The organism is Actinomadura litoris, from assembly GCF_009733595.1.
GTDB lineage: Bacteria > Actinomycetota > Actinomycetes > Streptosporangiales > Streptosporangiaceae > Spirillospora > Spirillospora litoris.
In genome coordinates, this window is record NZ_WOFH01000007.1 from 314,213 (window position 1) to 340,782 (window position 26,570).

Sequence of the window (26,570 nt, forward strand, 5' to 3'; positions counted from 1 at the left end):
AAGCTGTTCGCAGGATGTTTGCATGATGAACAAGACTCGCTGTTTTTGCCATTTGGTCTGGACCAATCAGGTCCCCATTTGGGTCTTCCCGTACCTTTTTGTGATTGATATCACCTGGGTACGGGCGTGCGAAGATCGGCGCGTCCGCGCCACGGTACGAGGCGATCAAGCTGGGTAAACGTGGGTCTCGGTGGCCTTCACGGCCGCCCATATCAGGCTGCCCTCCGACAATTGCAGCTCCGCGACGGCGGCCGGTGTGACCTCGGCGACCGCCGGGAAAGGCGGGCCCGAGAGCTGCACCCGGACGCGGTCTCCCTGCCGTTCGACGGCGGTCACGCGGGCGCGCCACAGGTTGCGGGGGCTGCCGTCGGGACGCGTCCGGTACAGCGCCACCGAGGATGGCGCGAAGGCCAGGAAGACCTCACCATCAAGTGAGTCCACAGTGTCCAGCGTTTCGGGACCCTCGCCGACCAGGACCGTTCCCGCCTCCGCGCGGCCCCGGTACAGGTTCAGCCCGACCAGACGGGCGACGTAGTCGGTGCGGGGGCGGCGCGCGACCTCCGCCGGAGTGCCCTGCTGGACGAGCCGGCCGTCCTCCACGACGACGAGCCGGTCGGCGAGCACCATCGCGTCCAGCGGGTCGTGGGTGACCAGGACGGTCGCGCCGGTGAACCCGGCCAGATGGCGGCGCAGCGCGGCGCGGATCTCCAGGCGCGTGTGGGCGTCGAGCGCGGCGAGCGGCTCGTCCAGCAGGAGCAGCCGGGGCTCGACGGCCAGCGCGCGGGCGAGCGCGACCCGCTGCGCCTGCCCGCCCGACAGCGCGCCAGGACGGGACGCGGCGTGCTCGGCGAGCCCGACCCGCTCCAGCCATCCGGCGGCGCGGCGGCGGGCGGCGCGGCGCCCCTCACCCCGGCAGCGCGGCCCGAACGCGACGTTGTCGAGGGCGCTGAGGTGCGGGAACAGCAGGTAGTCCTGGAAGACCATGCCGATCCCGCGGCGCTCGGACGGCAGCGGGCGCAGGTCCGCCCCGTCCACCCGCAGGTGCCCGCCCGATGTCGCGACGAGCCCGGCGAGCGCCCGCAGCGCGGTGCTCTTGCCCGCGCCGTTCGGGCCGAGCAGCGCCACGACCTCGCCGGGCGCGGCGGTGAGCGCGAGGTCGAGGTCGAAGGCGCCGCGCCGCACGACGAGCCGCGCGTCCAGCCCCTCGGCGGCCCCGCCCGCCGCCCCGGCGGTCATGAGGTGCCCACCCACCGGTCCCGCAGCGCGGCGAGCACCAGCACCGAGACCGCGAGCAGCACGAGGCTCAGCACGATCGCGGCCTGCGGGTCGGTCTCCAGCGCCAGGTAGACCGCCAGCGGCATCGTCTGCGTCCGGCCGGGGAAGTTGCCCGCGAACGTGATCGTCGCGCCGAACTCGCCGAGCGCCCGCGCCCAGCACAGGATCGCGCCCGCCGCCACGCCGGGCGCGACGAGCGGCAGCGTGACCCGGCGGAAGATCGTCCAGCGGGTGGCGCCGAGCGTCGCGGCGGCCTCCTCGTAGCGCAGGTCGGCGGCGCGCAGCGCGCCCTCGACGCTGATCACCAGGAACGGCATCGCGACGAACGTCTCGGCGAGCACGACCCCGGCGGTGGTGAACGGGAACGTGAGGCCGAAGGCGTCGTCCAGCCAGCCGCCGACGAGGCCGCGCCGGCCGAGCACCAGCAGCAGCGCGACGCCGCCGACGACCGGGGGCAGCACCAGCGGCACCGTCACCAGCGCGCGGACGAGCCGCGCCCCGGGGAACGGGACGCGCGCCAGCACCCATGCCAGCGGCACCCCGAACAGCACGCACAGCGCGGTGGCGAGGGTGGCGCTGAGCAGGGAGAGCCGCAGCGCCTCCAGGACCTGCCCCTGCACGAGGCGGGTCCCGAGCGTGGACCACGGCGCGCGGACGAGCAGCCCCACCAGCGGCAGCACCAGGAACGCGAGCCCGACGAGCGCGGGCGCCACCAGGACCCACGGCGGACGGCCCGGCGGCCGGTCGCCTTCGCGAGCGCGACCGCGCGGGCTCACGGCGACTCGAACCCCGCGCCGGTCAGCGCGGCCTTCCCCTGCGGCCCGAGCACCAGCGCGACGAACTCCCCGGCCAGCGCGGCCTCGGGAGCCCCGGCGACCTCCGCGATCGGATAGTCGTTGACCGCCCGCGCCGACTCGGGGAACTCGACGCCCTTCACCTGCGGCGCCGCCGCCCTCGCGTCGGTGCGGTAGACGAGCCCGGCGTCGGCCTCGCCCAGCCGCACCTTGGTCAGCACGGCCTTGACGTCCCGCTCCCGCGACACCGGCCTGACCGTGACCTTCGCCGCGTCCAGCGCCTTCGTCGCGGCGGCGCCGCAGGGCACCTGCTCCGCGCACAGCACGACCTTGAGGCCGGGCCGGGCCAGGTCGCGCACCGCGCCCACCCTGCCGGGGTCGTCCTTCGGGACGGCGATGACCAGGCGGTTCCTGGTGAACACGCGCGGCGTCCCGGCGGCGTCGCCCGCGTCGGCGACGGTCTTCATCGTGGCGGGGCTGGCGGCGGCGAACACGTCCGCGGGCGCGCCCTGCGTGATCTGCTGAGCCAGCGTCGAGCTGGCGCCGAAGTTGAACCTGACCTTCACACCGGGGTGGGACGCCTCGAACCGCTTCCCGAGCGCGGTGAACGTCTCGGTGAGCGAGGCGGCGGCGAACACCGTCAGCGTCCCGCCGCCGCCCGAGGCGTCGGAACCGCCGGTGTCACCGCATCCCGCCGCCGCGACCGGTAGCAGGCAGGCCGCGACGGCGGCCGGAACGCGCTTGCGCACGAGTGTCCCTCCCAAGACCTCGGACCTCCCTCAGACCTCGACGACCCTCAGACCTCGACGACGACGTTCGTGGACTTCACGACGGCCTCGACGACGACCCCGGCGCGCAGGCCCAGCTCGTCCGCCGCCTCCCGGCTCATCAGCGACACCACGCGGAACGGCCCCGCCTGGATCTCGACCTGGGCCATCACGCCGTCCCTGACGACCTCGGTGACGATGCCGCGCATCCGGTTGCGCGCCGAGGAGAACCGCTCGCCGGTGCCGGACGCCGCGTCCCGGCGCGCCTGGTCGCGCACGAACGCGGCCAGTTCCTCCCCCGGCACCCGCCGGTGCCCGTGCTCGTCGCGCTCGGCGGGCAGGCGCCCGCCGTCCACCCACCGGCGGACGGTGTCGGCGCTGACCCCGAGCAGCGCGGCCGCCTCGCTGATCCTGAACGTCGTCACGGGGCAAGCCTAGCCCTTCGCATATGCGAGGCATATCCGGCTTCTTCCGTGTGTATGCCCGGTAAGGCGATCGAAACATCCGGCAGATGCGAGGGTGGCGGCGGCGCGATTGACCTGAAGCCCGCTTGAGGTCCTACCGTCGGTGCCGTTGGCGAAGCATCGAGGGAGGCCCACCCATGACGAACCCGTTCACCGAGCCGGAGACCGCCTACCTGGCCGGGCAGGCGCTCGGACGGCTGTCCACGATCGGCCCGGACGGCGAACCCCACGTCCGTCCCGTCGGGTTCCGGCTCAACGACGACGGCACGATCGACATCGGCGGGCCGGACAACGCCGCCAGCCGCAAGTACCGCAACATCCAGGCCGACCCCCGGGTGTCGTTCCTCGTCGACGACCTGACCGCCCCCGACGACCCGGACGCGGTCAAGCCCGGCTGGGGGCGCGGCGTCGAGGTGCGCGGCCGCGCCGAGTTCGTGAAGGGCCGGATGCACATCGGCGAGGGGTACTTCAGCGACGACCTGATCCGGATCCGGCCCGTCCGGGTGATCAGCTGGCATCTCGACCCCGCCGGGCCCGACCAGCACGCGCGGACCGTCGCGCCGCCCGACACCGGCGCGCTTGGGTCGGTCAACGCCGGGTAAAGGGGGATTCAAGCGACATCACCTCGCCCGGTCAGGAGGAACGATCATGGCTGGGACCATGCGGGTCCCGCGCGGACGCGGCGCGCTCGGCGGCGTACTGCTGGTGCTGCTCGGCACGTGGGGCGGCCTGCTGCCCTTCGTCGGGCCCTACCTCGACTTCGGGTTCGCGCCCGACGACGCGTGGGTCTACGACTCCGACCGGCTGCAGCTCAGCGTCGCGCCCGGCGCGGCGACGGCGCTCGGCGGGCTGGTCGTCCTGGTCACGGCGAGCCGGGTGCTCGCGGTGCTCGGCGCGTGGCTGGCGGTGCTGGGCGGCGCGTGGTTCGCCGTCGGCGGCCCGGTCGCGGCGCTGTGGGACGTCCCGGGCGTCGGCGCGCCCCTCGGCACCGAGCAGGGCCGGCGGGTCGCCGAGCAGCTCGCCGGGTTCACCGGGCTCGGCGTCGCCGTCGTGCTCGTCGCGGCGCTGACGCTCGGCCGGTTCACGGTGCGCGGGGCCCCGCCGGCCGGCTCCGAGCGCGACGAGGAGGAACGCCCCTCGTCAGGGACGACGCAGCCGCTGGTGTACGGCCGGTACGCCCGGGAGACCCCGCCGCCCTCGCTCGGCACGCGCCCGGCGCCCCCGCCCGGTCCGCCGGGGTCGCAGGAGCCGCCGGGCCTGACCGGGTTCCCGCCGCGCGACCAGCGGGTCGCGGGCGACCGGCGCGAGGACCGCTAGCCGCGCGCCGGCCCGCTACTTCTTGGGCTTGCCGCGCTTCTCGCGGATCTTCATCGTGATGTCGAGCGGCGTGCCCGCGAAGCCGAACTCCTCGCGCAGCCGCCGCTCGATGAACCGCCGGTAGCCCTCCTCCAGGAACCCGGAGGTGAACAGCACGAACCTCGGCGGCCGCACCCCCGCCTGCGTCGCGAACAGCACGCGCGGCTGCTTGCCGCCGCGCACCGGGTGCGGGTGGGAGTTGACCAGGTCGGCGAAGAACTGGTTGAGCTTGGACGTCGGGACGCGGGTGCCCCAGCCCTCCAGCGCCGTCTCGATGCCGGGCACCAGCTTCTCCATGTGCCGGCCGGTCTTGGCGGAGATGTTGACGCGGGGCGCCCAGCGGGCGTTGTGGAGCTGCCGGTCGATCTCGCGCTCCAGGTAGTGGCGGCGCTCCTCGTCCAGCAGGTCCCACTTGTTGTAGGCGACGACGAGCGCCCGGCCCGACTCGACCACCATCGAGATGATCCGCAGGTCCTGCTCGGCGAGCGGCTCGGCCGCGTCCACCAGCACGACCGCGACCTCGGCGCGCTCCAGCGCCGACTGCGTCCGCAGCGTCGCGTAGAAGTCGGCGCCCTGGTTCTCGCGGTGCCGCCGCCGGATCCCGGCCGTGTCGATGAACCGCCAGGTCTGCCCGCCCAGCTCGATCAGCTCGTCGACCGGGTCGCGGGTCGTGCCCGCGACCGCGTCGACCACCGCGCGCTGCTCCCCCGCCAGCTGGTTCAGCAGGCTGGACTTGCCGACGTTCGGACGGCCGAGCAGCGCGATCCGGCGCGGACCGCCGCTCTCGCCGAACGTCTCGGCCGGGGCCTGCTCGGGCAGCGCCTCCAGCACCGCGTCGAGCAGGTCGCCCGAGCCGCGCCCGTGCAGGGCGCTGACCGGGTGCGGCTCGCCGATGCCGAGCGACCACAGCAGCGCCGCGTCGGCCTCGGCGCCGATGTCGTCGACCTTGTTGGCAACCAGCACCACCGGCTTGCCCGACCGGCGCAGGATCTCGACCACGGCCTCGTCGACGTCGGTCGCGCCGACGGTCGCGTCGACCACGAACATCACCACGTCGGCCAGGTCGACCGCGAGCCGCGCCTGCTCGGCGATCGCGGCGGCGAGGCCGGAGGAGTCCGGCAGCCAGCCGCCCGTGTCGACCACCGTGAACCGGCGCCCCGACCAGGTCGCGTCGTAGGCGACCCGGTCGCGGGTGACGCCCGGCACGTCCTCCACGACCGCCTCGCGGCGGCCGAGGATCCGGTTGACCAGGGTGGACTTGCCGACGTTCGGCCGCCCGACCACCGCCACGACCGGCGCCGGGCCCTCGTCGGGCGCGATGTCCTCGACGACGCCGACGGTCTCGATCTCGTATTCGCTCACTGTCATCGTCCCCGCGGTGGCCTGCGGCCCCGCTACTCCCGCTCCTTCACGAGGCGGACGACCGCCTCGATGACCTCGTCGAGCCCCAGCTCGGTCGAGTCGATCTCCTGGGCGTCGGCCGCCTTGGTCAGCGGCGAGGCCGCGCGGGTGGAGTCGATCCGGTCCCGCCGGGCCTGCTCGGCCCGCGTCACGGTCACCGACGCGCCCGGGTCGGCGGCCAGATCACCGGCCCGGCGCCTGGCCCGCACCTCCTCGCTCGCGGTGAGGTACACCTTGACCTGGGCGTCCGGTGCGACGACCGTGCCGATGTCGCGCCCCTCCACCACGATCCCGCCGATACCGATGATCTCACGTTGCAGTTGCACGAGCCGCGTCCGCACCGCCGGGACGGAGCTGACCGCGCTCACCGCGTTCGTCACCTCGCGGGTGCGGATCGGGCCCGACACGTCCGCGCCGTCCACGGTGATCGTGGGCGCGGCGGGGTCGGTGCCCGAGTCCAGGACGGGGTCCATCGCGCGGGCGGCGACGGCGGCCGGGTCCTCGACCGGCACGCCCTCGCGCAGCATCCACCACGTCATGGCGCGGTACATGGCGCCGGTGTCGAGGTAGCGCAGGCCGAGCGCGCGGGCGACCCCCTTGGACGCGCTGGACTTCCCGGACCCGGACGGGCCGTCCATGGCGATGACGATCGGCACGATCGCTCCCTCTCTTGGCGTCGTTGGTCCCTGCGAGGCCCAGCGCATCAGGCTACCGGCCTGGGACGACCGGTGAGACCGGTTGGCCCCGGCCGGGCGCGCGGACCGGTCAGCCGGGGACGGACCAGCCGCGGGCCCGCAGCTCCGCCGCCAGCCGCTCGGCCTCCTCGGGGACCACCGAGATCTCCAGCAGGCCCAGCGGGCGGCCCGGCGAGTGCTCGATCGTCACGTCCTCGATGTTGACCTGGGCGATCCCCACCGCCTGGAAGATCATCGCCAGCTCGCCGGGGCGGTCGGGGACGACCACCTGCACGGTCGCGTAGGCGGGCGCCTCGCCGCCGTGCTTGCCGGGGATCCGGGACCGGCCGGCGTTGCCGCGCAGCAGCAGGTCGGCGACGTGCCCGGCGGCCTCCTCGCTGCCGTCGCGCAGCAGCGAGGCCGCGACGGCGAGGTCGGTGGCGACGGCCTCCAGCACGTCGGCGACCGGCGCGGAGTTGGCCGACAGGATGCCGATCCACAGCCGGGGGTCGCTCGCGGCGATGCGCGTCACGTCCCGGACGCCCTGCCCGGACAGCCCGAGCGCGACGTCGTCGGCGCCGGTCAGCCGCGCCGCGACGGCGGCCGACACCACGTGCGGGGCGTGCGAGACGAGCGCGACCGCCCGGTCGTGCTCGGCGGCCTCCACCTCCACGGGCGTCGCGCCGCACGCCCGCGCCAGTGCGGCGACGGCCTCGACCGCCTCCGGCGCGGCGGCCGGCGGCGGGCACAGCGCCCACGGGCGGCCGAGGAACAGGTCGGCGCGCGCCGCCGACGGGCCCGACCGCTCGCTGCCCGCGAGCGGGTGGCCGCCGACGAACGAGGCCAGGTCGCAGCCGAGCGCGGCGGCCTGCTCCAGCGGCAGCGCCTTCACGCTGGCCACGTCGGTGTAGACGGCCGCGAGGCCGCGCTTCTGCGCGTCCAGCAGCGTGACGGCCACGGCGGCGGGCGGCACCGCGAGCACCGCGACGTCGGCGCGCCGGTCGGGCGCGCCGGCGGGCAGCGGGTCGCCCGCGCCCAGCTCCACGGCCAGCTCCAGCGCGCCGGGGTCCCGGTCGGCCAGCAGCACCTCCGCGCCGCGTCCGCGCGCCGCCAGCGCGATCGAGGTGCCGATCAGCCCGGTCCCGACCACGATGACCCGGCGGCCCGTCATGTCCTGGTTCACGCCCGCCAGCCTAGTGGCGCCCGGCCCCTGCCGAGCGCCGCCGAGCCCTTCCAACGTGCGCTCCCGCGCACCGGCGGCGTGTGCTACCCGTGTACCACCCGCGCGCTACTGCGCGATGTCCAGGCGGAGCGCCGTCGCGCCGCGCAGGTAGACGTGGTGGACGTCCGAGCGGGGGCGGTCGGTCTCGATGTGCGCCATCAGCCGGATCACCCGGGGCAGCGCGCGCGGCACGCCGATCTCCGTCGCGCACAGCAGCGGCACGTCGTGGAAGCCGAGCTTGCGCGCGGCGAGCGCCGGGAACTCCGCCGTCAGGTCGGGCGTGACCGTGAAGATCACGCTGATCACGTCGTCGGTGGTCAGCCCGTTGCGGGACATGACCTCGCCGACCAGCTCCGCCGTCGCCTCCAGGATCTGGTCCCGGTCGTCGGCCTCGATCTGCGTCGCCCCGCGGACCGCGCGTACCGCCACTGGCTCGTCCCCTCCCTGGTGCCTGCGGGGGCCGGGCGGCCCCGCCGGGCCGTGGCTACAGGTCCACGGCCTTGTACAGCTCGCCGACCTCCCGCACGGTCAGCGCGCGCATCGTGCCCGGCTTCAGCGAGCCGAGCTTGACCGGCCCGAACTCTATGCGGGCGAGCTGCTGCACCGGGAACCCGGCCTCCTTCAGCAGCCGCCGGACGATGTGCTTGCGCCCCTCGTGCAGGGTGATCTCCACCAGCACGCGCCGTCCGACCTGGTCGAACACGCGGAACTTGTCGGCCTTGGCGGGCCCGTCCTCCAGCGTCATCCCGGCCCTGAGCCGCTTGCCTAGGTCGCGCGGGATCGGCCCGTGGATCTCGGCGAGGTAGGTCTTGTACACCCCGTAGGACGGGTGGGTGAGCCGGTGCGACAGCTCCCCGTCGTTGGTGAGCAGGATCAGGCCCTCGGTGTCGGTGTCGAGCCGGCCGACGTGGAACAGCCGCTCGGGCACCTCCACGTAGTCGGCGAGGGACTTGCGGCCCCGCTCGTCGGCCATCGTCGACACCACGCCGCGCGGCTTGTTGATCGCGTAGTAGCGCATCTCGGCGCGGGTCTCGACGCGCTTGCCGTCGACGTGGATGACGGCGCGCTGGGGATCCACGCGCTCACCGAACCGGAACACCTTCTTGCCGTCGACGGTGACCCGGCCCTCGCCGATCAGTTCCTCGCAGTGGCGGCGGCTGCCGATCCCGGCCTCGGCCAGGACCTTCTGCAGCCGTACGCCCTCGTTGTCTGTCACGTGTCCTCAACTATGTCTTCTGGCAGGTCGTCGGGAAGGTAGGGGGCCAGCTCGGGCAGCTCGTCGAGGCCGCGCAGCCCCAGCCGCTCCAGGAAGTACCCGGTGGTGCGGTACAGGTGCGCCTGCGTCTCCGGCTCCTGCCCGGCGTTCTCGATGAGGCCGCGCAGGGTCAGGGTCCGCATGACGCCGTCGCTGTTGACGCCCCGGATCGCCGACACCCGCGCGCGGCTCACCGGCTGCCGGTAGGCGACGACGGCGAGGGTCTCCAGCGCGGCCTGGGTGAGCCGCGCCTGCTGCCCGTCGGTGACGAACCGCTCCACCACCGGGGCGCACACGTCCCGGGTGTAGAACCGCCAGCCGCCGGCGACCTCCCTGAGGTCGAACCCCCGGCCCTGCTCGGTGTATTCCGCGGCCAGCCCGCGCAGCGTCGCGGCGACCTCGCCGCGGGGCCGCTCCAGCAGCTGGGCGAGGGTGATCTCGGCGACCGGCTCGTCCACCACCAGCAGGATCGCCTCGACCGAGGCGCGCAGCCCCGGCAGCTCCGGGCCGTCCGGCGCCTCAGTCATCCGCTCCCCCGTCCTCGCGGGCGCCGCCCGGCTCGGGGGCGCCCTCGTAGTCGTCGCCGACGGCCACCTCGCCGTCGTAGGTGCCGGTCCAGGTGACGCGCAGCTCCCCGAGCGGCTCGGGCTGCTCGAACGTGACCGCCTGCTCCCGGTACAGCTCCAGCAGCGCCAGGAACCGGGCCACGACCTCGTAGGTGCCCTCGGCGTCGGCCGCGAGGACGCGGAACGTCGTCGTGCGGAGCCTGCGCAGCCGCTCCACGACGATCGCGGCCTGCTCCTTCACGCTGGCCCTCGGCTGGTACATGTGCTCGACCGACACCGAAGGCGGCGCCTTCGGGGTGAGCGCCTTGGCGGCGAGCCGCGCGAACTCCTCGGGCCCGAGGCCGAGCAGCACCTCCGGCAGCAGGTTGGCGAACCTCGGCTCCATCGGCACCAGCCGGGGGAACCGGCGGTTCTGGTCGGCGATCCGCCCGGAGATCACCTGGGCGACCTCCTTGTAGGCACGGTACTGCAGGAGCCGCGCGAACAGCAGGTCGCGGGCCTCCAGCAGCGCGAGGTCCTCCTCGTCGTCGACCTCGCCGGAGGGCAGCAGCCGCGCCGCCTTGAGGTCGAGCAGCGTCGCCGCGACCAGCAGGAAGTGGCTGGCCTGGTCGAGGTCCCACTCGCTGCCGTGGGAGCGGATGTGCGCGATGAAGTCGTCGGTGACCTTGTGCAGCGACACCTCGGTGATGTCGAGCTTGTGCTTGGAGATCAGGCCGAGCAGCAGGTCGAAGGGGCCGTCGAAGTTGTCGAGGTGGACGCGGAACCCGTGCTCGCCCCCGTCGGGGCTCTCACTCGGGCCTCCCCCCGGATCCGGCGGCGTCTCGTCCACGTCGCTCACCGTAGCGGAGGACGGGCCCGCCGCGGCGTCAGGAGGCCCCACGCCCGGTCATCAGGCGGAGGAGGTCGCGCGCCTCGGTCTGGGTGAAGGTGCCGCTGATCGACACCTCGCCGCCGGTGATCGGGCCGCCCTGCACCGCCGGAGCGGACACGACCCGCCCGTCGACGATCATGGCGATCCGCTGGCCCGGGGACCCGGCGGCGCTCTGGGCGGCCTGCCCGCTCAGCCGGGCGAACCCGGCCGCGTCGGCGGAGGCCAGCGTCAGCTGGACGCTCCAGCTCGTCTGACCCGACGCGGCGTCCGGCGGGGCGGCCTTGATCGCCTCGACGTGCCGGACGGTCAGGCCGCCCGGCGCCGTCCGGAAGCACTCGGGCGCCTTCTTCGGGGTCGGCTCGGCGTCCGGTAGCGTCCCGGCGGCGCAGGGGGGCGCGGTGACCGCGGCGACCTGCTGGAACGTCAGCGGCCTGCGCAGGTCGGTGGGGCCGAGGTCGTCGTCGCCGTCCGCGTCGCCGCCGCTCAGCACGAGGTAGCCGACGGCGCCCGCGACCACCAGGGCGAACACCGCGGCCACCACGACCAGCACGATGACGAGGCGCGCCGACCCGCGCGGAGGCGGTGCCGGCTGGAACGGCGGGAAGCCCGGGGGCGGCGGACCGTACGGGGTCCCGGGGGGCTGGGCCATCGGGGTTCCTTACCGGCCGGTCGCCCTCAGCCGACCTGCGCCCACCGTTCGAGCACCTCCCGGGCCAGGCCGCGGTAGGCGTTCGCGCCCATCGAGTTGGGGTCGAAGTAGGTGATCGGCTCGCCCGCGACGGTCGCGTCGGGGAAGCGCACCGTGCGGTTGATGACGGTGTGGAAGACCTTGTCGCCGAACGCCTCGACGATGCGGCCGAGGACCTCGCGGGTGTGCAGGGTCCGCGAGTCGTACATGGTGCCGAGGACGCCGTCGATGACCAGGTCGGGGTTGATCCGGCCCTGCACCTTGTCGATCGTCTCCATCAGCAGCGCGACGCCGCGCATCGCGAAGTACTCGCACTCCAGCGGGATCAGCACGCCCTCGCTGGCGGCCAGCGCGTTGACGGTCAGCAGGCCGAGCGAGGGCTGGCAGTCGATGAGGATGTAGTCGTAGTGCGGGACGGCCGACTTCAGCGTCTGCTGCAGGATGTACTCGCGCCCGACCTCGTGGACGAGCTGCACCTCGGCGCCCGACAGGTCGATGTTGCTGGGGAGCAGGTCCATGCCGTCGACACCGGTCTCGATGACGACGTCCTCCCACTCGGTGTCCTTCTCCAGCAGCAGGTTGTGGATCGTGATGTCGAGCTGGCGGGGGTCGCCCTTGCCCAGGCCCACCGACAGCGCGCCCTGCGGATCGAAGTCGACGAGCAGCACCCGGCGCCCGTACTCGGCGAGCGCGGCGCCCAGGTTGATGGTCGTGGTCGTCTTCCCGACCCCGCCCTTCTGGTTGCACACGGCCACGATGCGGGCGGGACCGTGCTCCTCCAGCGGCTCCGGCTCGGGGAACACCGGGACGGGGCGCTGCGTCGGACCGAGGGCCCGACTCGGGTCGGTCTCTATGGTGGCGGACGAGAGCACTCCCTCCGCACGGTTCCTGCTGGTCACCAGATCCCTCCCCGGGTGGCCGGAAACGCCATCCAGAACGGGGACTCTAGGCCCCCGCCTCTCCAGGCTCAAGCCGACGCGCGCGGGCAGCGGCTTTTGTCAGCTCCGCGCGCGGGGGTGCGAGGTGGCGTACACCTCGCGCAGCAACTGCACCGTGACGAGAGTGTAGACCTGTGTGGTGGTCACCGAGGCGTGTCCGAGCAACTCCTGCACGACGCGCACGTCGGCGCCGCCGTCCAGCAGGTGCGTCGCGAACGAGTGCCGCAGCGTGTGCGGGGACACCTCCGACAGCCCGGCCCGGTCGGCGGCGGCGCGCAGCACCATCCACGCGCCCTGCCGCGACAGCCGCCCGCCCCGCGCGTTGAGGAACAGGGCGGGGACGCCGCGTCCGGCGGCGGCCAGCCCGGGGCGCGCGCGCACCAGGTAGCCCTCGACGGCCTGCCGGGCGTAGTCGCCGATCGGGACGATCCGGGCCTTGCCGCCCTTGCCGGCGACGCGCGCGAACCCCTCCGCCAGGTCGAGGTCGTCGACGTCCAGGCCGACGGCCTCGGAGATCCGCGCCCCCGACCCGTACAGCAGCTCCAGCAGCGCCCGGTCGCGCAGCCCCCGCGCGGCGCCCGCGTCGCCCTCCGCCGGCCCCGCCGCCACCGCGAGGAGCCGCTCGACCTCGTCCAGCGAGATCGCCTTGGGCAGCCGCCGGGGCGGCGTGGGCGGCTTGACGTCGCCCGCGGGGTCGCCGGGCGCGAGGCCCTCCCGCACCGCGAACCGGTGCAGCCCGCGGACCGCGACGAGCGCGCGCGCCGCCGACCCCGCCGACAGCGGCGGATGGCCGGGGTCGCCCTCCCGCAGCCCCACCAGGAACGCGCGGACGTCGTCCTCGGTGATCTGGTCGATGGACGTGCGGCCCCGCTCCCCCTGCACGAGCGCGTAGCGCCGCAGGTCGCGCCGGTAGGAGCTGAGGGTGTTGGCGGCCAGCCCGCGCTCGACGGCCAGGTGCCCGAGATAGGTGCGCACGGCCGAGTCCAGCGGGGAACCCGCGCCGGCGTCCCGCGCGGGGGGCCGGCCGGTCGTGCTCGGGGACAGTGCGGCACCTCTTCTGGCGATCGGGGCGGAGCCGTGCGGCCGCGGGCGGGTCGCGCCCGGGTGGGTCGTGCCCATCATGCCCCCTCCCGCGCCGCCGCGAGACCTCATCGCGGCGGCGCGCGCCCTCAGCCCTCGGGGGCGTCCACCGGCCGCAGCCCGCCGAACCCGTCCGCCCGCGCGGCGTGCGCGGCGAGGATGCCCACCGTGGCGATCATGTTGTGCACCTCGCCCGCGAGGACCTTCCGGACGGCCTCCCCAAGCGGCACCCACACGACCGGCATGTCGGCCTCCTCGTGCACCCGCTCGAAGTCGATCTCGGCGGCGGGCACCTCGGTGAGGCCCCGGGCCAGGAAGATCCGGACCCGCTCGTCCGACATCCCGGACGAGGGGAACACGTCGACCAGCGTGTCCCACCGGTCGGCGCGGTAGCCCGCCTCCTCCAGCAGCTCCCGCTCGGCGAGCTTGTGCAGCGGCTCCCCCGCCACGTCCCGCAGCCCGGCGGGCGCCTCCCACAGCAGGTAGGCGACGGGATGCCGGTACTGCCGCAGCAGCAGCACGCGGTCGTGCTCGTCGAGCGCGAGGATGCCCACGGACCCGGGATGGACGATGACGTCCCGCCCGACGCCCTCGGTCCCCTCGCCGCGCGGCATCACCACCGTGTCGCGGCGCACCCCGAACACGTGCCCGGTGAAGACGGCCTCCTCCCCGGTGACCTCCCACCGCTCCGGACGGTCGCGGACGTCGTCGGGCCCGAGCCCGCCGCTCACGACGCCGCCACCCGGCCCGCGTCGCCCTGGCCCCGCGCCGCCGAATAGTCCAGCGCCGCCGACACCAGCCCGGTGAACAGCGGGTGCGGGCGCGTCGGCCGCGACCGGAACTCCGGATGCGCCTGCGTGCCGACGAAGAACGGGTGCTGCCCGCCCGGCAGCTCGGCGTACTCCACGAGCCGCCCGTCCGGCGACAGGCCGCTGAACCGCAGCCCCGCCTCCTCCAGCCGGTCGCGGTAGGCGTTGTTGACCTCGTACCGGTGCCGGTGCCGCTCGGACACCTTCGCCTCCCCGTACAGCTCGCGCACCAGCGAATCGTCGGCGAGGTCGGCGGGGTACAGCCCGAGCCGCATCGTCCCGCCCATGTCGCGCTCGCCCGCGACCACGTCGACCTGGTCGGCCATCGTCGCCACGACCGGATGCTCGGCGGACGCCTCGAACTCGGTGCTGCCCGCCCCGTCCAGCCCGGCGAGGGTCCGCGCCGCCTCGATCACCATGCACTGGAGGCCCAGGCAGATGCCGAGCAGCGGCACCCGGTTCTCCCGCGCGTGCCGGACCGCGCCGACCTTCCCCTCGATCCCGCGCACGCCGAACCCGCCGGGGATGAGCACGCCGTCGACGCCGTCCAGCTCCCGCTTGGCGCCCTCAGGCGTCTCGCAGTCGTCGCTCTTCACCCACCGGATCCGCACCCTGGCGTCGTTGCCGAACCCGCCGTGCCGCAGCGCCTCGGTCACCGACAGGTACGCGTCGGGCAGGTCGATGTACTTGCCGACCAGCGCGATCGTGACCTCCCGCGCGGGCTTGTGGACGCGGCGCAGCAGCTCGTCCCACGCGCCCCAGTCCACGTCGCGGAACGGCAGCCCGAGCCGCCGCACCACGTACGCGTCCAGCCCCTCCGAGTGCAGCACCTTCGGGATGTCGTAGATGGAGGCGGCGTCCACCGCCGACACCACGGCCTCCCGGTCCACGTCGCACATCAGGCTGATCTTGTGCTTGAGCCCGTCGGTGATCGGCCGGTCCGACCGGCACACGATCGCGTCCGGCTGGATGCCGATCGAGCGCAGCGCCGCCACCGAGTGCTGCGTCGGCTTGGTCTTCAGCTCCCCCGACGGCCCGATGTAGGGCAGCAGCGACACGTGCAGGAAGAAGCAGTTGTCCCGCCCGATCTCGTGCCGGATCTGCCGCACCGACTCAAGGAAGGGCAGCGACTCGATGTCCCCGACCGTCCCCCCGACCTCGGTGATCACCACGTCGACCTCGGAGTCGGCGGCCATCCCCCGGATCCGGTCCTTGATCTCGTTGGTGATGTGCGGGATCACCTGCACCGTGTCCCCGAGGTACTCGCCGCGCCGCTCCTTGGCGATCACGTTCGAGTAGACCTGCCCCGTGGTCACGTTCGCGGACCCGTGCAGCTCGGTGTCCAGGAACCGCTCGTAGTGGCCGATGTCCAGATCGGTCTCCGCCCCGTCGTCGGTGACGAAGACCTCCCCGTGCTGGAACGGGTTCATCGTCCCGGGGTCGACGTTGAGATAGGGGTCGAGCTTCTGCATCGTGACCCGCAGGCCCCGAAGCGTGAGAAGCCGCCCCAGACTGGACGCCGTCAGTCCCTTGCCGAGGCTTGAGGCGACACCGCCGGTGACGAAGAGATGCTTGGTAGGGCGGGGCCTACCAGGGGCTGCCGAAGGCAAGAAGACGCTCCCGTGGTCGTTGCGAGGCGGAACAGTCTCACTGTCCACGGAGTACCAGCTTACTGGCAGTCCCCTTGGCGTCGGTCGCTGGCGCTCCCTCCTTCGGCGGGAACTGCGGGCGATCGCTGGCATCGCTCCGAACTCGCCTGGCGGCTCGCTTCGCGATCAGATGCTTGCTTCGCTCGCATCTGCCTTCGGACGCGATCGCAACCTTCCCGCACGCTGACGGCCGAGGTTCAGACCGACACCCACCCGCCGGCGCGGGCTGGGGTGGCCGGTGCAGGTACGCCTACCGCAACCCTCGGGACGCGGCGACCTCGGCCGGCGGCTCAGCCGTCAACGAGCCCGGCCGGCGATCGCGTGCGAAGCCAGGTTCGAGCCTGCGAGAACCTGATCGCGCAGCGAGCCGCCAGGCGAGTTCGGAGCGATGCTAGCGATCGCGCAGTTCCCGTTGAAGGAAGGCGCTCTGCGCCTGACGCCGAGGGCACTTCAATCAGAACGGAGTAGGGGAACCGTTGGGCATGATGGTGCGGAGTTGGCGGGTCAGCTCGTCTATCAGGGATCGGGCCTGGTCGGCGGCGTTGCGGGCGGCGTCGCGCTCCTGGGACAGCTCGGCTATCGAGGCGCGCTGCTCGGTGACGGCCTGGGCCAGTTGGTCGACCCACTGGTCGCGTTCGGCGAGCTTCTCGGCGATGGCGTCGCGTTCGGCGGCCATCTGGCGCATGCCGGCCACGGCCTTGTCGCGTTCGCGGCCGGCCTGGTCGGCGCGGCCGCGGGCGAGGGTCAGCTCGGACTCGGCGCGGGCCTGGGCCTGGACGGCGGCCTCGCGGGTGCGTTCGGCGGCCTCGCGGGCCTTGGCGCCGTTGTCGCGCTCGCGTTCGGCCTTCTTGGCGGCCTCCAGCGACTGCGCGGCGGTGTCGAGGGCCTGCTGGCGCTCGGCCTCGGCGGTCTCGGCGCGGACGGTGGCGTCCTGGGCGCGGCGCTCGGCGTCGGCGGCGCGGCGCTCGGCGTCCTGGGCGCGGCGCTCGTTCTCCTGGGCGCGGCGCTCGGAGGACTCGGCGCGGCGGCGGGTCTCGTCGGCCTCCTTGCCGGCGGCGACGACGGCGTGCTGGAGGTTCTGCGCGGTCATCTCGGCGTCGGTGACCTTGGCGCGCAGCGCGGCGAGTTCGGCGTGCGCGTTCTCCAGGGCGCGGGACAGCTCGGACGCCTGGTCGGCGACGCGGTCGCGCTCGGCCTCGGCGGAGCGGCGGCCGCCGACGGCGTCCTCGACGGCGCGCAGGGCGTCGTCGCGGGCCTCGCTCATCGCGTCGCGCTGCTGGATCGCCTGCCGGACGGTCGCCTCGGCCTCGGCGACGCGGCGCTCGGCCTGCTCGACCTGCGCCTGGAGCTGCTCCATCTGGGCGCGGGCCTGCTCGGCCTGGCCGCGGGCCTGGTCGGCCTGCATGCGGGCCTGCTCGGCCTGGCCGCGGAGCTGGTCGGCCTGGGTGCGGCCCTGCTGGGCCTGGTTCCAGGCGGCGGCCGCGTCGCGTTGCGCGGCCTCCTTCTCGGTCTGCAGCGCGGCGATCTGGGTGACGGCCTCGTTCTGGACCTCGGCGGTGCGGCGCTCGGCGTCGGCGGCCTTGCGGTCGGCCTCGACGGCGCGGCGGTCGGCCTGCTCGGCCTGACCGCGCGCACGCTGCACCTCACCCCACGCGGCCGCGGCGTCCCGCTGCGCCGACTCCTTCTCCGCCTGCACGGCGGCGAGCTGCGCGGCGGACTCGGTCTGCGTCTCGGCGACGCGGCGCTCGGCCTCCACGGCGCGGCGGTCGGCCTGCTCGGCCTGACCGCGCGCACGCTGCACCTCACCCCACGCGGCCGCGGCGTCCCGCTGCGCCGACTCCTTCTCCGCCTGCACGGCGGCGACCTGGGCGGCGGTCTCGGTCTGCGTCTCGCTGACCTTGCGCTCGCCCGCGGCGAGGGCGTCGCCGATGAGGTCGGCCATCTGGCGGAGCCGCTCGACGATGTCCCAGGGCTGGGCCTCGGGCTGCTCCACCTCCGGACGGGTGGCCTCGCCGGGCTTGGACATCTGTATCGGCTGCTGGGCGGGGTCGCGGCCCATCGCGGGCCAGGGGGAGCCCGCGTCCGGGATCCCGCGCGAACCACCCGATCCGTTCAGCTCACTCACTTTGTTCCTCGCCTGGCGGCTCGGAGCCGCGTTCGCGGGGCTGCCATGGACATGGTGCTCGCTTCACTCCTCGCCCTACGGCTCGTCGCTTCGCTCACGAAAGGCACTCTAGTGCGCTCCCGCAGAGCGTTTGCCCAGTTTGGGGGTTTGGATTCTTGATGCTCGCGGGACGTTCGCGCACGCAGGACGCCTGATCACGGTTTTCGCGGTGCGCGTTCGGCCCGGTCCCACGGTGCCACGTGTCACACCCCCGCGACACGGGAACGCGACGAAGACGCGGTGAGGAAGCGCTGGTGGGACAATCGCGCACCATGGAACTTCGCACCTTGTATCCGCCGATCGAGCCGTATGACTCCGGGCTGCTCGACGTCGGCGACGGCGACAGCGTCTACTGGGAGGTCTGCGGGAACCCCGAGGGGAAGCCGGCGGTGATGGTGCACGGCGGCCCGGGGGGCGGGTGCAGCGCGGCGCACCGCCGCCAGTTCGACCCGGACTCGTACCGGATCGTGCTGTTCGACCAGCGCAACTGCGGGCGGAGCCTGCCGCACGCCAAGGACCCGGGCGTGTCGCTGGAGGCGAACACCACCTGGAACCTCGTCGCCGACATGGAGCGGCTGCGCGAGCACCTGGGCATCGAGCGGTGGCTGGTGTTCGGCGGGAGCTGGGGCAGCGCGCTGTCGCTGGCGTATGCGCAGACGCATCCGGAGCGGGTGAGCGAGCTGGTGCTGCGCGGCATCTTCACGCTGCGGCCGTTCGAGCTGTACTGGTTCTACCAGGAGGGCGCGTCGCTGCTGTTCCCCGACCTGTGGGAGAGCTACGTCGAGCCGATCCCCGAGGACGAGCGGGAGGACCTCATCGCGGCCTTCCACGAGCGGCTGAACTCCCCGGACCGCGACGTCCGGGTGGCGGCGGCGAAGGCGTGGTCGACGTGGGAGGGGTCGACGGTGACGCTGCGGCCCGACCCCGAGCTGGCGGCGGGCTTCGCCGAGCCCGACTACGCGGTCGCGTTCGCGCGGATCGAGAACCACTACTTCGTCAACGAGGGGTTCTTCGAGCCGGAGCAGCTCATCCGGGACGTGGACAGGATCCGCCACATCCCGGCCGTGATCGTGCAGGGCCGCTACGACGTGTGCACGCCCGCGGCGACGGCGTGGGACCTGCACCGGGCGTGGCCGGAGGCGGAGTTCCACCTCGTGGACGACGCGGGCCACGCCTATAGCGAGCCGGGCATCCTGCACCGGCTCATCGAGGCGACCGACCGTTTCGCGGACGCCCGCTGAATGCTCGCCCGCAGGCGGCTGGAAGCAATCTGAAAATCTCCGGGAAGCCACCTGACCGGTTCCGGCAAGCCTCGATTACGGGGCCGCCGCAACGCGCCGGGCGGTGGATCCGGAATGGAACGGGGCCGCGCGTTCCCGCGCGGCCCCGATGGCGCCGGGGGACGTCCGAAAAACCGGCCGAAGCCTTACCCTCCGGCCACCAAACCCTTGCCTGGACAGATGGCACGTCTCGTCGCAAGGTGAGTGTGAGACATGCCGGGATGCCCGGGTTCATACCTTGATCCCCACCCGCCCCAGCGTGGCGGGGACCGGTCCGACCTCCGCAGACGCGTGACGACGCCCCCACACAGCGGCGCGTTGTCAGCGAATCTCAGTGATTCACCTCACACAACCGATACAGAATTCAGCTCCCCCCAACCCGAGTACTTACTAGAGTGACGGGCAGATGGGCCGCACGAGGGGTCGTCCGCCCATTCGGCAGTCCCGCCTGGATAACAGGGGGAAATGCGCGCCGCGGCACGGCGTTAACATCGTCGAAATATGTCCGAAATTGGCAAGCGTACTGCCATACCCATTGCGCGAGCGTCCTAAACATCTCGCAGATAACATTCCGGAGCGATCACGCGGGGCGATTCGCTAAGTTGCCTGGACATGGCAGCGCAACCCCTGGAATCACCGACCCGACGCCCCGAACGGACCGAGACGAACGCGGACGTGCAACTCCAGGAGCCGAGCCTCACCGACGGCCCCGGGCTGTGGCGGATCGCGAACGAGTCCCACGTCCTGGACGTCAACTCGCCCTACAGCTACACGCTGTGGTGCCGCGACTTCGCCGACACCTCCGTGGTGGCCCGTGACGGATCCGCGCTCTGCGGGTTCATCACCGGCTACGTGCGGCCGGCCCGTCCCGACACGTTCTTCGTCTGGCAGGTGGCCGTCGACGAGTCCTACCGCGGCCGGGGCCTCGCCCGCCGCATGCTGGACCAGCTCGCGGGCCGCCAGGTGGCCCGCGGCCAGCGGTACCTGGAGGCGACCGTGACGCCGGACAACGCCGCCTCCACCGCGATGTTCTCCTCGTTCGCCCGCGATCACGGCTGCGACCTGGACCGCAGCCCCCTGTTCGGGACCGAGCACTTTCCCGGCAGGGGGCACGAGCCCGAGGTCCTCTTCCGGATCGGCCCGCTCCCCGGCGTGAACTAGGCGGATGTCCCGGCACCGGCCCATCGCCCGCGCGGCCACCGCCGCGGCGATCGCCGACGGCCCATCACCCGGACGGATCGCCCGCACCGATCGGCCCGCCCGATCAGCCCGCATCCCCGACCCGACCGCCCCCGACTCCGCGCCCCCGACCGACGGCTTGCACCAGAACGACGGCTTGAACCGCCCGCGACACGATCGCCCACACGAGATGTCCGTCCACCCGCCCCGTTCGTCCGCACGCAACCCCGCTCCCATCCACACCTGCCGGAGGCAGACCATGGACGTTTTCGCCCGCATGGAATCTGAGGTCCGCGGCTATTGCCGAGGATGGCCCACGGTGTTCACGACCGCCAAGGGCAGCCACATGACCGACGAGAACGGACGCACCTACCTCGACTTCTTCGCCGGCGCCGGCACGCTGAACTACGGGCACAACAACCCGCAACTGAAACGCCGGCTCATCGACTACCTCGCCGGCGACGCGGTGGTGCACGGGCTCGACATGTACACCACGGCAAAGCGAGACTTCCTGGAACGGTTCAACGAGTACGTGCTCGCGCCGCGCGGCCTGGACTACAAGGTCCAGTTCCCCGGCCCGGCGGGCAACCACTCGGTGGAGGCCGCGCTGAAGCTGGCGCGCAAGTACACCGGCCGCGAGACCATCGTGAGCTTCACCAACGCCTTCCACGGGATGACGCTCGGCGCGCTGGCCGTCACGGGCAACTCGATGAAGCGCACCGGCGCCGGGGTCCCGCTCGGCCACGGCGTGGCGATGCCCTACGACAACTACCTCGACGGCCGCACGCCCGACTTCCTGCTGTTCGAGACGATGCTGGACGACAGCGGCAGCGGCCTGGACAAGCCCGCCGCCGTGATCGTCGAGACGATCCAGGGCGAGGGCGGCATCAACGTCGCGACCGCCGAGTGGCTGCGCGGCCTCCAGGACCTGTGCCGCCGCCACGACATCCTGCTGATCGTGGACGACGTGCAGATGGGCTGCGGGCGCACCGGGCCGTTCTTCAGCTTCGAGGAGGCCGGGATCACGCCCGACATCGTCTGCCTGTCCAAGTCGCTCAGCGGCTACGGGCTCCCGTTCGCGGTCACGCTGATGCGCCGCGACCTGGACGTGTGGGAGCCGGGCGAGCACAACGGCACCTTCCGCGGCTTCAACCCGGCGTTCGTGACCGCCGTCGCCGCGCTGGAGGAGTACTGGCTGGGCGCCGGGATGGAGAAGCAGACGCTCGCCAAGGGCCAGCAGGTCGAGACGGCGCTGAACGCGATCGCGCTCCAGCACGCCGGGGCGATCGACTCCGTCCGCGGCCGGGGCCTCGCCTGGGGCCTGGTCATGTCGGACGCCGACCTCGCGCCCAAGGTGTGCGAGGAGGCGTTCAGCCGCGGGCTGCTGATGGAGACCTCCGGGCCGGAGAGCGAGGTGGTGAAGCTGCTGCCGCCGCTCACCACCAGCGAGGCCGACCTCGGCCGCGGCCTGGAGATCGTCGCCGAGTCCGTCGAGGCCGTCCGCTCGGCCGTGGCGGTCTGAGCCGCGCCCGCACGGGCCCCGGCCCCATCGACACACCGTCACGGCTTCAGCGGAAAGAGGAGATTCATGATCGTACGTTCCCTTGAGGAGATCATCGACACCGAGCGCGACGTGCGGGCCGAGACCTGGTGCAGCCGCCGCTTCGTCCTGGCCAAGGAGGGCGTGGGCTTCTCGCTGCACGAGACCATCCTGTACGCCGGCACCGAGACGCGGATGTGGTACGCGAACCACATCGAGGCCGTCTACTGCATCGGGGGTCAGGGGGAACTGGTCAACGAGGAGACCGGCGAGAAGCACCGCATCGAGCCCGGCGTGATGTACCTGCTGGACGGGCACGAGCACCACACCCTGCGTGCCCACACCGACGTGCGGACCGTCTGCGTCTTCAACCCGCCCTGCACGGGCCGGGAGGTCCACGACGAGAACGGCATCTACCCGCTGCTCAAGGAGGAGGACGCCTGATGAGCATCATCGAGTCCCATCCCACGCTCGACGACTCCTACCCCACCCGCAAGGCCGCCGAGGCCGCCCTGCTGTACCGCCAGGATCCCGTCGTGTACGGGAAGCCGCAGGACGGTCCCATCGACTCCGCCACGCTCGACTCCTTCGACGCCAACGGCTACCTCAGCGTCGAGGAGCTGCTGACGCCCGCCGAGGTCGAGGACTACCGCGCCGAGCTGCGCCGGATGGCCGCCGACCCCGCGATCCTCGCCGACGAGCGCACCGTCACCGAGCGCGGCTCGGACGAGGTCCGCTCCATCTTCGAGGTCCACCGGATCAGCGAGGTGTTCGCGGCGCTCGTCCGCGACCCGCGCGTGGTCGGGCGGGCCCGGCAGATCCTCGGCTCCGACGTCTACGTGCACCAGAGCCGGGTCAATTACAAGCCAGGGTTCACTGGCAAGGACTTCTACTGGCACTCGGACTTCGAGACCTGGCACGCCGAGGACGGGATGCCGCGCATGCGCGCGGTGAGCATTTCCATCGCGCTCACCGAGAATTTCGTGCACAATGGCGGGCTAATGATCATGCCTGGTTCGCACAAGACCTTCGTGGCCTGCGTCGGGGAGACCCCGTCCGACCACTACAAGGAATCCCTGCGCGGCCAGGAGATCGGCACGCCCGACCCGGGCAGCCTGTCCATCCTCGCCGACAAGCACGGGATCGAGCTGTTCACGGGCCCGGCGGGCTCGGCGACCATGTTCGACTGCAACTGCATGCACGGCTCGAACGGGAACATCACCCCGTTCCCGCGCTCCAACGTGTTCGTGGTGTTCAACAGCGTCGAGAACACGTGCGTCGAGCCGTTCGCCGCACCCGCGCCGCGTCCCTCGTTCATCGGGGCCCGCGACTTCACGCCGGTCGTCTGACAACAATTCGATAACCCCGACCGATCATCCCCGCGCCCGCGGGGGGCATCCGGCCCCCCGCGGGCGCGGCGGCACACCATCCAGGAGTTCAACGATGACTTCTTCGAGACGCGACTTCCTGCGTTCCGCCGTCCTGCTGTCCGCGGCGGTGCCGCTGGCCGCCGCGGGCTGCTCGACGACGGACCCCAAGGAGGAGAAGTCGGGCGGCGGTTCGCTGCAGAAGGCCAAGGACGCCGGCAAGATCACGGTCGGTTTCGCCAACGAGGCGCCCTACGGCTACACCGACAAGTCCGGGAAGCTGACCGGGGAGGCGCCCGAACTCGCGCGGGTGGTCTTCAAGGAACTCGGGATCGACAAGGTGGCCGGCGTCCAGGTCGACTTCTCCGGCCTCATCGCCGGGCTCAACGCCAAACGGTTCGACCTCGTCGCGGCGGGAATGTTCATCACACCCGAGCGGTGCAATTCGGTGGCCTTCTCCGACCCGGAGTACGTCGCCAAGAGCGCGTTCATGGTCCGCAAGGGCAACCCCAAGGGCCTGCTCAAGCAGGACGACCCGGGGAAGAAGGGCGTGAAGGTGGGGGTGCTGGAAGGCGCCGTCGAACAGGGCTATGCCGAGAAGAGCGGCGTGAAGAAGGGGAACATCCAGGTGTTCGCCGACCAGGCCAGCGGTTTCGAGGGCCTGAAGGCCGGCCGCATCGACTGCATCTGGCTCACCCGCATCTCGCTCGCCGACCTGCTGACCAAGCACGAGGGCGAGCCGTATGAGGTGACCGCGCCCTTCACGCCGGTCATCGACGGCAAGGAGCAGTTCGGCGCGGGCGCGTTCGCGTTCCGCAAGGCCGACAGCGACCTCGTGACCGCCTTCAACGGCAAGCTCGCCGAACTGAAGCAGGGCAACCGGCTGCTGCCGATCATCCAGCCGTTCGGGTTCACCCAGGCGGAGATCCCGACGGCCGCCGACACCGCCGCCAAGTTCTGCAAGGGATGATCAGGTGTCCGAAGTCCTCGACGGCTACGAGCAGTGGCTGAAGGGCGCGTGGCTCACCCTCCAGCTCACGGTCTACGGCAGCGGCGTGGCACTCGTGCTCGCCCTGGTGTTCGGGCTGGCCGGCACCTCGCGGCACGCCTGGATCCGCGTGCTGAACCGCGTGTACGTGGAGTTCTTCCGCGGCACCGCGACGCTGGTGCTGCTGTTCTGGTTCTTCTACGCGCTGCCGCTGGTCGGCATCAGGCTGAACTCCACGATGTTCGCGGCGGTGCTCGCGCTCGGGCTGAACATCGGCGCCTACGGCGCCGAGGTCGTGCGCGGCTCGATCAAGGCGGTGCCGCGGGCGCAGTACGAGGCGACGATCGCGCTGAACTTCACGCCGCTCCAGCGGATGCGGCGCGTCCTGCTCCCCCAGGGGTTCGCGCTGATGCTGCCGCCCTTCGGCAACCTGCTCATCGAGCTGATGAAGGGCACGGCGATCGTGTCGCTGGTCGGGCTGACCGACCTGACGACGGTCTCCAAGAACCTGCAGAGCAGCACCGGCGAGACGGTCGCGTCGTTCTCGCTGGTCCTCGTCATCTACTTCGTCATCGCGCAGATCCTGCAGCTCTTCGTCCGCTTCGCCGAGGCCCGCGTCGACCGCATGCTCGGCCGGCGCCCCTCGCGTGAGCCCGAGCTCGGCACGCTCGCGGCGGGCGCGCCCGGAGCGGGGGTGGCGAGCTGATGGAGTGGGACTGGAGCTACACCGGCGACATCATCCCCGACCTGCTGCGGGGACTGCGCTACACCGTCATCGCGACGCTGCTCGGCTACCTGATCGCGGTCGTCCTCGGCCTGGTGTGGGCGCTGCTGCGCCGCACGCCGAACGTGGTCGTGCGCCAGGTGGTGCGGTGGGTCACCGAGTTCATCCGGTGCACCCCGCTGATCCCCCAGCTGTTCTTCGCCTTCTACGTCCTGCCCACCTGGGGCCTGACGTTCGGGAAGCTGACCGTCGGCGTGCTCATGCTCGGGATCCACTACTCGACCTACATGGCCGAGGTGTACCGGGCCGGGATCGCCGACGTCCCGCGCGGGCAGTGGGAGGCGGCCAAGGCGCTGAACCTGCCGCGGACGCGGGTGTGGCTGGACGTCGTCCTGCCGCAGGCGGTCCGCAAGGTGATCCCGACGCTCGGCAACTACCTGATCGCGATGTTCAAGGACTCGCCGCTGCTGCTGGCGATCGGCGTCCCCGAGCTGCTCACCTCCGCGCGGTCGGTGGGCGCCAGGACGTTCGAGTACCTGGAGCCGATGACCATGGTGGGCGTGCTGTTCATCGTGGTCAGCGTCATCTCGTCGATTCTCCTCCGCCGCCTGGAGAGGCACTATGCCACCAACTGACACCACACCAGAGAAGGACGCGGCGCCCCTGCGGGGCAGCGCCCCCGGCATCCGCTTCGAGAAGGTGATCAAGCGGTTCGGGAGCAACACCGTGCTCCGCGAGCTCGACTTCACGGTCGCGCCGGGCGAGCGGGTGACGCTCATCGGGCCGAGCGGGTCGGGCAAGACCACGATCCTGCGGCTGCTGATGACGCTGGAGAAGCCCGACGGGGGCCTGATCTTCGTCGGCGACGACCCGCTGTGGCACATGGACCGGGGCGGCAAGCGCGTCCCGGCGAACCAGAAGCACCTGCACGAGATGCGCAAGCGGATCGGGATGGTGTTCCAGCAGTTCAACCTGTTCCCGAACATGAACGTGCTGCGCAACCTCACCGAGGGGCCGATGCGCGTGCTCGGGGTGCCGAGGGACGAGGCCGTCGAGCGCGCCAAGGGCCTGCTCGACCTGGTCGGGCTCGCCGACAAGATCGACGCGCACCCGTCGCAGCTGTCGGGCGGGCAGCAGCAGCGGGTCGCGATCGCGCGGGCGCTGGCGATGGAGCCGCAGGTGCTGCTGCTGGACGAGGTGACCTCCGCGCTCGACCCCGAGCTGGTCGTCGGCGTCCAGGACCTGCTGCGCGACATCGCCCGGCAGAGCGACCTCACGCTGCTGTGCGTCACCCACGAGATGACCTTCGCCAAGGACATCTCCGACCGGGTCCTGATGTTCGACCAGGGGCAGATCGTCGAGGAGGGCCCGCCGGAGCGGATGTTCGGCGAGCCGTCCGAGCAGCGCACCCGGGACTTCCTCCAGGCGGTCCTGGCCACCTGAGCGGCCGCGCCCGGCGGGACCGTTCCGGCCGGGCCATCGGAAGCATCGCCCGCGTCCCCGTCGCCCCGGGGGCGCG

The 26,570-nt window shown here is 72.6% G+C and carries 28 protein-coding genes; 11 read left to right on the forward strand and 17 right to left on the reverse strand.

The window, feature by feature from the left end; all coding sequences use genetic code 11:
- Positions 1-165: 165 nt before the first annotated feature.
- Genes GNZ18_RS21800 through GNZ18_RS21815 form a run of 4 tightly spaced genes read right to left on the reverse strand, consistent with a single transcriptional unit; the run spans position 166 to position 3,261 of the window.
- Positions 166-1,236 carry an ABC transporter ATP-binding protein gene (locus tag GNZ18_RS21800; RefSeq protein ID WP_156218364.1) on the reverse strand — a complete coding sequence of 357 codons (1,071 nt, stop codon included), beginning with the start codon at positions 1,234-1,236 and terminating at the stop codon, positions 166-168.
- The gene (gene modB / locus GNZ18_RS21805) at positions 1,233-2,051 is read right to left on the reverse strand and encodes a molybdate ABC transporter permease subunit (protein ID WP_312874662.1); all 819 of its coding nucleotides are present in this window, start codon (positions 2,049-2,051) and stop codon (positions 1,233-1,235) included. Before modB ends, GNZ18_RS21800 begins: the two co-directional genes overlap by 4 nt.
- Entirely contained in the window at positions 2,048-2,833 is a 786-nt protein-coding gene (gene modA, locus GNZ18_RS21810) for a molybdate ABC transporter substrate-binding protein (RefSeq protein WP_156218365.1), read from the reverse strand. Before modA ends, modB begins: the two co-directional genes overlap by 4 nt.
- Before the next feature lie 32 nt (positions 2,834-2,865).
- A complete protein-coding gene (locus GNZ18_RS21815) occupies positions 2,866-3,261 on the reverse strand; it encodes a TOBE domain-containing protein (protein ID WP_242887348.1) in 396 nt (131 codons plus the stop codon).
- Between the two features lie 176 nt (positions 3,262-3,437).
- Between GNZ18_RS21815 and GNZ18_RS21820 the strand changes: the two genes are divergently transcribed.
- Both GNZ18_RS21820 and GNZ18_RS21825 read left to right on the forward strand, forming a co-directional pair.
- Positions 3,438-3,902 (forward strand): PPOX class F420-dependent oxidoreductase, encoded by a 465-nt coding sequence (locus GNZ18_RS21820; protein ID WP_156218366.1) that lies wholly within the window; start codon positions 3,438-3,440, stop codon positions 3,900-3,902.
- A gap of 46 nt (positions 3,903-3,948) precedes the next feature.
- On the forward strand, positions 3,949-4,617 hold the full coding sequence (locus tag GNZ18_RS21825) for a hypothetical protein (RefSeq protein ID WP_156218367.1): 669 nt from the start codon (positions 3,949-3,951) through the stop codon (positions 4,615-4,617).
- A 15-nt stretch (positions 4,618-4,632) separates the two neighbouring features.
- On the opposite strand, the gene der is transcribed toward GNZ18_RS21825, so the two are convergent.
- The 13 genes from der to GNZ18_RS21890 all read right to left on the reverse strand — a co-directional run bounded on the left by der (position 4,633) and on the right by GNZ18_RS21890 (position 17,934).
- A complete protein-coding gene (gene der, locus GNZ18_RS21830) occupies positions 4,633-6,024 on the reverse strand; it encodes a ribosome biogenesis GTPase Der (protein ID WP_156218368.1) in 1,392 nt (463 codons plus the stop codon).
- 26 nt (positions 6,025-6,050) lie between these two features.
- Complete coding sequence (gene cmk / locus GNZ18_RS21835) at positions 6,051-6,713, reverse strand: (d)CMP kinase (protein ID WP_308166054.1); 663 nt, start codon at positions 6,711-6,713, stop codon at positions 6,051-6,053.
- 109 nt (positions 6,714-6,822) lie between these two features.
- Complete coding sequence (locus GNZ18_RS21840) at positions 6,823-7,902, reverse strand: prephenate dehydrogenase (protein WP_156218498.1); 1,080 nt, start codon at positions 7,900-7,902, stop codon at positions 6,823-6,825.
- A gap of 117 nt (positions 7,903-8,019) precedes the next feature.
- Entirely contained in the window at positions 8,020-8,382 is a 363-nt protein-coding gene (gene aroH / locus GNZ18_RS21845; RefSeq protein WP_242887333.1) for a chorismate mutase, read from the reverse strand.
- Between the two features lie 55 nt (positions 8,383-8,437).
- Complete coding sequence (locus GNZ18_RS21850) at positions 8,438-9,169, reverse strand: pseudouridine synthase (RefSeq protein ID WP_214617893.1); 732 nt, start codon at positions 9,167-9,169, stop codon at positions 8,438-8,440.
- The gene (gene scpB, locus GNZ18_RS21855; RefSeq protein WP_156218370.1) at positions 9,166-9,735 is read right to left on the reverse strand and encodes an SMC-Scp complex subunit ScpB; all 570 of its coding nucleotides are present in this window, start codon (positions 9,733-9,735) and stop codon (positions 9,166-9,168) included. Before scpB ends, GNZ18_RS21850 begins: the two co-directional genes overlap by 4 nt.
- On the reverse strand, positions 9,728-10,603 hold the full coding sequence (locus GNZ18_RS21860; RefSeq protein WP_312874663.1) for a segregation and condensation protein A: 876 nt from the start codon (positions 10,601-10,603) through the stop codon (positions 9,728-9,730). Before GNZ18_RS21860 ends, scpB begins: the two co-directional genes overlap by 8 nt.
- Positions 10,604-10,640: 37 nt before the next feature.
- Positions 10,641-11,294, reverse strand: a complete 654-nt coding sequence (locus GNZ18_RS21865; RefSeq protein ID WP_156218371.1) for a SecDF P1 head subdomain-containing protein — start codon at positions 11,292-11,294, stop codon at positions 10,641-10,643.
- 26 nt (positions 11,295-11,320) lie between these two features.
- Entirely contained in the window at positions 11,321-12,205 is an 885-nt protein-coding gene (locus tag GNZ18_RS21870) for a ParA family protein (RefSeq protein ID WP_374225459.1), read from the reverse strand.
- Between the two features lie 126 nt (positions 12,206-12,331).
- Positions 12,332-13,393, reverse strand: a complete 1,062-nt coding sequence (locus tag GNZ18_RS21875) for a site-specific tyrosine recombinase XerD (RefSeq protein WP_374225452.1) — start codon at positions 13,391-13,393, stop codon at positions 12,332-12,334.
- Between the two features lie 47 nt (positions 13,394-13,440).
- Positions 13,441-14,082 carry an NUDIX domain-containing protein gene (locus GNZ18_RS21880; protein ID WP_214617890.1) on the reverse strand — a complete coding sequence of 214 codons (642 nt, stop codon included), beginning with the start codon at positions 14,080-14,082 and terminating at the stop codon, positions 13,441-13,443.
- Complete coding sequence (gene pyrG, locus GNZ18_RS21885; protein ID WP_156218372.1) at positions 14,079-15,770, reverse strand: CTP synthase; 1,692 nt, start codon at positions 15,768-15,770, stop codon at positions 14,079-14,081. Before pyrG ends, GNZ18_RS21880 begins: the two co-directional genes overlap by 4 nt.
- A gap of 493 nt (positions 15,771-16,263) precedes the next feature.
- Positions 16,264-17,934 carry a hypothetical protein gene (locus GNZ18_RS21890; RefSeq protein WP_156218373.1) on the reverse strand — a complete coding sequence of 557 codons (1,671 nt, stop codon included), beginning with the start codon at positions 17,932-17,934 and terminating at the stop codon, positions 16,264-16,266.
- Positions 17,935-18,245: 311 nt separating this feature from the next.
- Here GNZ18_RS21890 and pip point away from each other — a divergent pair, with 311 nt between their 5' ends.
- The 9 genes from pip to ehuA all read left to right on the forward strand — a co-directional run bounded on the left by pip (position 18,246) and on the right by ehuA (position 26,494).
- Entirely contained in the window at positions 18,246-19,214 is a 969-nt protein-coding gene (gene pip, locus GNZ18_RS21895; protein ID WP_156218374.1) for a prolyl aminopeptidase, read from the forward strand.
- 651 nt (positions 19,215-19,865) lie between these two features.
- On the forward strand, positions 19,866-20,414 hold the full coding sequence (ectA, locus tag GNZ18_RS21900) for a diaminobutyrate acetyltransferase (protein WP_156218375.1): 549 nt from the start codon (positions 19,866-19,868) through the stop codon (positions 20,412-20,414).
- 277 nt (positions 20,415-20,691) lie between these two features.
- Positions 20,692-21,954 carry a diaminobutyrate--2-oxoglutarate transaminase gene (gene ectB, locus GNZ18_RS21905; protein WP_156218376.1) on the forward strand — a complete coding sequence of 421 codons (1,263 nt, stop codon included), beginning with the start codon at positions 20,692-20,694 and terminating at the stop codon, positions 21,952-21,954.
- Between the two features lie 66 nt (positions 21,955-22,020).
- Positions 22,021-22,416, forward strand: coding sequence for an ectoine synthase (locus GNZ18_RS21910; protein ID WP_156218377.1), 396 nt, complete (start codon positions 22,021-22,023; stop codon positions 22,414-22,416).
- Positions 22,416-23,321: an ectoine hydroxylase gene (gene thpD, locus GNZ18_RS21915; RefSeq protein ID WP_156218378.1), complete on the forward strand. Its 906-nt coding sequence runs from the start codon at positions 22,416-22,418 to the stop codon at positions 23,319-23,321. Before GNZ18_RS21910 ends, thpD begins: the two co-directional genes overlap by 1 nt.
- A gap of 94 nt (positions 23,322-23,415) precedes the next feature.
- Positions 23,416-24,309 carry an ectoine/hydroxyectoine ABC transporter substrate-binding protein EhuB gene (gene ehuB, locus GNZ18_RS21920; protein ID WP_156218379.1) on the forward strand — a complete coding sequence of 298 codons (894 nt, stop codon included), beginning with the start codon at positions 23,416-23,418 and terminating at the stop codon, positions 24,307-24,309.
- A gap of 4 nt (positions 24,310-24,313) precedes the next feature.
- A complete protein-coding gene (ehuC, locus tag GNZ18_RS21925; RefSeq protein WP_214617887.1) occupies positions 24,314-25,033 on the forward strand; it encodes an ectoine/hydroxyectoine ABC transporter permease subunit EhuC in 720 nt (239 codons plus the stop codon).
- Positions 25,033-25,686 (forward strand): ectoine/hydroxyectoine ABC transporter permease subunit EhuD, encoded by a 654-nt coding sequence (gene ehuD, locus GNZ18_RS21930; protein ID WP_156218380.1) that lies wholly within the window; start codon positions 25,033-25,035, stop codon positions 25,684-25,686. The genes ehuC and ehuD overlap by 1 nt, the downstream gene beginning before the upstream one ends.
- The gene (gene ehuA / locus GNZ18_RS21935; RefSeq protein ID WP_156218381.1) at positions 25,673-26,494 is read left to right on the forward strand and encodes an ectoine/hydroxyectoine ABC transporter ATP-binding protein EhuA; all 822 of its coding nucleotides are present in this window, start codon (positions 25,673-25,675) and stop codon (positions 26,492-26,494) included. Before ehuD ends, ehuA begins: the two co-directional genes overlap by 14 nt.
- The last annotated feature ends 76 nt before the right edge of the window (positions 26,495-26,570 follow it).